This is a genomic window from Streptomyces sp. NPDC093586 (genome assembly GCF_044764905.1).
Taxonomy (GTDB): Bacteria; Actinomycetota; Actinomycetes; order Streptomycetales; family Streptomycetaceae; genus Streptomyces.
In genome coordinates, this window is sequence record NZ_JBIWJA010000089.1 from 1 (window position 1) to 3,476 (window position 3,476).

At 64.4% G+C, this 3,476-nt stretch carries 3 protein-coding genes; 2 read left to right on the forward strand and 1 reads right to left on the reverse strand.

The genetic code is table 11. From position 1 onward, the window contains the following. The coding region (locus ACIRFH_RS36445) for a hypothetical protein (RefSeq protein WP_403530851.1) at nt 1-1,338 on the forward strand (1,338 nt) is incomplete at its 5' end. A gap of 228 nt (nt 1,339-1,566) precedes the next feature. Here the strand turns inward: ACIRFH_RS36445 and ACIRFH_RS36450 are convergent. Further along, nucleotides 1,567-2,325 (reverse strand): hypothetical protein, encoded by a 759-nt coding sequence (locus ACIRFH_RS36450; RefSeq protein WP_403530854.1) that lies wholly within the window; start codon nt 2,323-2,325, stop codon nt 1,567-1,569. Nucleotides 2,326-2,769: 444 nt separating this feature from the next. Between ACIRFH_RS36450 and ACIRFH_RS36455 the strand changes: the two genes are divergently transcribed. Further along, nucleotides 2,770-3,402 (forward strand): hypothetical protein, encoded by a 633-nt coding sequence (locus ACIRFH_RS36455; protein WP_403530856.1) that lies wholly within the window; start codon nt 2,770-2,772, stop codon nt 3,400-3,402. The last annotated feature ends 74 nt before the right edge of the window (nt 3,403-3,476 follow it).

Sequence of the window (3,476 nt, forward strand, 5' to 3'; positions counted from 1 at the left end):
AACGGTTCGAGCTTCGGGCCACGACGGGGCACTGACGCACCAGCAGCAGAAGTCATGCAATTTCTAACGATCAACTACTGGCGCAGGACACTAGCCTGGCCGAGGGGAGGACACAACCGCCAGCAGCCGGCAGGAGCAGCCGATCTTCAGAGATGGGTCGCCTCGCTGAGAGCCGACGACATTGGCCTGACCATGCTGCTGTGCATCTTGCTGCGCGGGACGGACGATGCTGAAACAGCTTCACTCGCGCCAGCGCTGTTCACCCGTGCTTGGGCCACCGGCGCCAACCATCTGCGGTTCGCAGGCCTCGACCTGCTCACCAGCATCCGCGCCACCGTGGACGAAGCCACCGAGGCCCAGGTCATCGAGCTGCTGAACGGCGTGCACACCGACGACGTGTTCGTCTCCACCATGCTCGTCGACGCTTTGTACGGCTATGGTCAGCTCACCTCTCCCTACGCACTCGACGCCATCACCGAGGAGATCGCCCTTCTCCTCGCCAGTCCTGAGCAACCCGACGCACATGCCCGCGCCAAAAGGATCGTGGAGAGCCAGTTCGAAGAAGTCATTGCAGCGCCGTTCATCGAAGCGATCGACGCCCTTGAGCCGGCCGCACGCCGCGCACTGCTGGTCCTCGCGGTACAGGAAGGCGACGCCAGCCTTTTCACAGACGTCGTCCTCAAGGAGCTCGTACACGCGAAGGACCCGGCCGCGCTGCCAGCCCTGCAGTACTGGGCCTCCCACGTGGACAACGGACCTTTCATGCACGATGCCATCAGCAGCCACCTACTCGGCATCGAAGGCTGCGCCGCCCACCTGACCTCCCCTCCCCCGATCCTGGTCGGCCACCAAGGTGCCGAAGCCGACGCATGGCGCTGCTACGGGCAGATCCTGTTCTGGCTCCACCGCCCCGGCCTCAGCGTGGATGAACAGCACGCACGCTGCACACCACTGTGGGAACGGCTCATTACTTTCCTCCTGGACGCCTCCGTTGATCCCCTCCAGCAGTTCCGGTATGCCGCCGTGTACGCCCAGGACATCCGCACGAGCGCGCTCGGCCGCATCATTGACGCTTTCCCCGCCGAGGCCCGCACAGTTCTGCACCACGGCCTGAGCGCTCCGGGTCGTCTGACCTCACTCTTCCCGCACCCCCAAGTCAACGACCGCACCGTCACCGTGATAGGTCTACTCGCCCGCGTAGGAGACCGCTCTTCCCTCCCCCTGCTCGCCGCCTACCGCAACCACACCGTCCTCGGCAGTACGGCCGCAGACGCCATCCGGCACATCAACAACCGCACCACCGTGGAAAACGTAACGTGCCGTACCGGCCGAACGTGAAGTTCCTGCGCAGCGGGTTTTCCACGCACTTGAAGGCGTCGAATCGCACGAACCGCACGCCCTGGAGTCTGTCGAGCAGCCCCTTCAGGAGGTTGGCCACGCCCGACTTGCCAGAGCCCCAAGGCCCCCCTTCTGGATCCACCCCTTCCGTGATGGTGGTGGACATGCGGGGGCAGTGTGCGGTTGCTGATCAGTCGTCGGCCGGGTCGGTTCGGGACGGCTGGGGCATCAGCCGACCCACACGGTGTAAACAGCTCGGGTGGCCTCGCCGATGGCCGGGATGCCGGTCCACTGCTCGCGGTAGCTCATGCCCGTGGGCAGGGTCTGCGGGATGTTGTCGGAGAAGCCGCTTTCGCCGCCCACGACCTGGCCCTGGGCGTTGTAGAGGATGACCTGTTGCGTCACTCCCGACGACACGGCGTCCGTGGTGCTGTTGGTGACCTTCGCCGACAGGTCGTAGGAGTTCGGGGCGTCCGTGTACGTATCGTCTGCGCTCGCGGTGAGCTTGACCTCGCTGGTCTTGAGCATGGGCGCTTCGATGGAGCCGGCCCGGCCGAAAGCGTTCTCTGCTCGAGATACTTCGATCTTGTCCGGGGTGCCGGTCAACTCGGTGCCGATACTGCCGCCGATGGTGCCGAAGTAGTCGAAGGTCGCGCCAGCCGGAATGTTGGGCAACGTGTCCTGGGCGGAGCCGACGATCGTGCCGGTCTTGTCGAGCGCGCGGACGTCGACAGCGACGGAAGCTTCGGAGGCCCCGGTGTTCTTGACCCGGGTCACGTACCAGACCTGGGGCTCGTCCCACGAGGTGGCGTTGTGGCTCCAGGCCAGGCTCACGGTAGGTGCGACGGCCACGGGCTCCACGGTGGCGGGCTGATCGACCTGTGCGGCGCTCGCTTCCTTCGGTGCCGGGTCGTGGTCGCTGCTGCATGCGGTGAGCGCGGCGGCGAGGACGGCTGCGGTGGCGAGCGTGATGGTTCTGGTGTGCATGGTCCCTCCAAGGGCGGTTCAGGCACCCGTCGTTGTGAGGGCTGCGTGAGGATGATAAATGCTATGTGCATGCTTCATGTCGCAGCTGCGACAGGGATCGCTAGATGATCTACCGGGAGCGATCCCTGCACGGCACTGCCATGCAGAACACTGCCCACGCGGTTGACCCGATCAACGACCTTCAGCGCGCTCGACGGGCCCAGTCGACGCGTTGATTCCTCGCTGTGGGGTGCCGTCTATCCTGCAGCACAGGGGTACATGTGTAGCCCTCGTGGCACATATGGGGGGAACGTGAAGAGAATCGTGATCGCGACAGCGGTTGGTCTGCTGCTCGTCGGGTGTTCCAGCTCGACTGAGGATGAGCCAGGCGGGAAGTCGCAGCAGACCTCTGCGGACTTGAGAAGCGGGTCGAGTGAGGCGCCGACCGATGAAGCGCCGTCACCCGTGACGGTCGACGAGGCGCCGACGTCCGTGACGGTCAGCGAGCTCTACTGCTACGGCGGCGACGAACCGAGCGAGTACTACAGCACCTTGGAAGCGTCATGGGCCGGTGAGCACGATCTTTGTGAAGCCACGCTTGCTGGTGCTGAACTGAGCGAGGTCGAGAAGAAGGCGGTGACGACTGCCTACAGTGAAGGCGCCGGCCTTGACCAACTCGCCGTCCTTTACGGGATGTGCGCCCAAAACGGCGCAGAATCCTGGGACTACCTCGCAACGGCCGGCTCGGACGAGCAGCTGAGCGAAGTTCGTGGGGCCCTGCAACTGTGCCCGAACCACCCCCAGAAGGGCGCAATCGAGAAGCTGATCGGCGGTGCGGAGAATCGCAACGACTTGGAGGCGGAAGGACGGGTCTTCGGACCCGGTGTGTATCGCGTGGGTTCGGAGATCAAGCCGGGCACCTACTACACAACGGATGTGGAGGACTGTTACTGGGAGCGACAGGATGCCAACGGCGAGGTGATCGACAATCATTTCACCACTGCCGCGAAGCGGGTACAAGTGACGATCAGCAGCAGCGACTACGCCTTCAACAGCGAGCGCTGCGGAGAGTGGCAGCCAGTGACGTTTTCTCAGTGAAATGACCACGTGGTGGCTGAGGCGCCAGATTGTGGGCGGGTCGGTCGTGGGAACCTCGGCCGTAGACAGGCGTG

What these genes read in the sequence shown, in the direction of transcription:
- ACIRFH_RS36450 (WP_403530854.1), bottom strand. Translation starts at nt 2,325, where the DNA reads ATGCACACCAGAACCATCACGCTCGCCACCGCAGCCGTCCTCGCCGCC.